General features: G+C 67.8%; 1 protein-coding gene. It reads left to right on the top strand.

All coding sequences use genetic code 11. The annotated features are described in order from the left end of the window. A partial coding sequence (locus KVP70_RS32980) for a condensation domain-containing protein (RefSeq protein WP_217946661.1) occupies window positions 1-1,655 on the top strand: 1,655 nt, incomplete at both ends.

Below are 1,655 nucleotides of genomic sequence, written 5' to 3'. Positions count from 1 at the left end.
AACGGCTACGGTCCGACCGAGACCACGACCTTCGCCACCACCTACGAGATTGATGAAGTGCCGGCCGGGGCGCGCAGCATCCCGATCGGCCGTCCGATCGCCAACACCCAGGTGTACGTGCTCGATGCGCGGCGCCAGCCGGTGCCGGTGGGCGTGGCCGGCGAGCTGTATATCGGCGGCGCCGGCGTGGCGCTGGGCTATCTGAACCTGCCGGAAATGACCGAAGAACGCTTCGTGCCCGATCCGTTTGCCGGCGTGGCCGGCGCGACGATGTACAAGACGGGCGACCTGGCCCGCCATCTGGCCGACGGCAACATCGAATACCTGGGCCGCAACGACTTCCAGGTCAAGATCCGCGGCTTCCGCATCGAGTTGGGCGAGATCGAGACCAGGCTGTCGGCCTGCGCCGGAGTGCGCGAGGCGGCGGTGCTGGCGCGCGAGGACCAGCCGGGCGACAAGCGCCTGGTGGCCTATGTGGTGGCGCGCGACGGGGCGCCGCTCGATATCACGGCGTTGCGCGAAGAACTGGCGCTGACGCTGTCGGACTACATGGTGCCAGCCGCCTTCGTGGCGCTGCCATCCTTGCCGCTGACGCCGAACGGCAAGCTCGATCGCAAGGCGCTGCCGGCGCCTGATGCGCAGGCATATGTGGCGCGCGGCTATGAGGCGCCGCAGGGCGAGACCGAAACAGTGCTGGCGGCGATCTGGGCCGAGCTGCTCAAGCTGGAGCGGGTAGGCCGCCACGACAACTTCTTCGAACTGGGCGGCCACTCGCTGCTGGCGGTGGCGCTGATCGAGCGCATGCGCCGGGCCGGCGTGCAGACCGACGTGCGTGCGCTGTTCGGCACACCGACCATCGCGGCGCTGGCCGCCGGCGGCGGTGCGATCGACGTGGTGGTGCCGGCCAACGGCATCGTCGACGGTTGCGAGGCGATCACGCCGGACATGCTGCCGCTGGTGCAACTGAGCCAGCGGGAGATCGACGGCATCGTCGCGGCGGTGCCGGGCGGCGCCGCCAATATCCAGGACATCTATCCGCTGGCGCCCTTGCAGGAAGGGATCTTGTTCCACCACATGATGCAGGGCGAGGGCGACGCCTACCTGTTGCCGACACTGATAGAGTTCGATACGCGGGCACGCCTGGACGGCTTCCTGGCGACCTTGCAAGTGGTGATCGACCGCCACGACATCCTGCGCACCGCCATGCTATGGGACGGCCTGGCCGAACCGGTGCAGGTGTTATGGCGCAGGGCGCCGCTGGCGGTCGAGGAAGTCGTGTTCGATGCGGCCAACGGCGATATTGCCGAACAACTGGGTGCGGCGTACGATCCTCGGCATTACCGCGTGGACGTGCAAGTGGCGCCGTTGCTGCGCGCCTTCCTGTGCGAAGACCGCGTCAACGGCCGCTGGCTGTTGCAACTGCTGACGCACCACCTGGCGATCGACCACACGGCATTGGATATCCTGGTCGAGGAGATCCGGATGATTCAACAGGACCGCGCGGCCGAACTGGCGCCGGCGCTGCCGTTCAGGAATTTCGTCGCGCAGGCGCGCCTGGGTGTGAGCGCCGCGGAGCACGAAACGTTCTTTACGCGGATGCTGTCCGATATCGACGAGCCGAGCGCGCCATACGGGCTGCTCGACGTGCAAGGCGG

This window comes from Duganella violaceipulchra, from assembly GCF_019166075.1.
Taxonomy (GTDB): domain Bacteria; phylum Pseudomonadota; class Gammaproteobacteria; order Burkholderiales; family Burkholderiaceae_D; genus Rugamonas; species Rugamonas violaceipulchra.
Note: the sequence above shows the minus strand (reverse complement) of the source record. Positions and strands in the feature narration are given on the sequence as shown.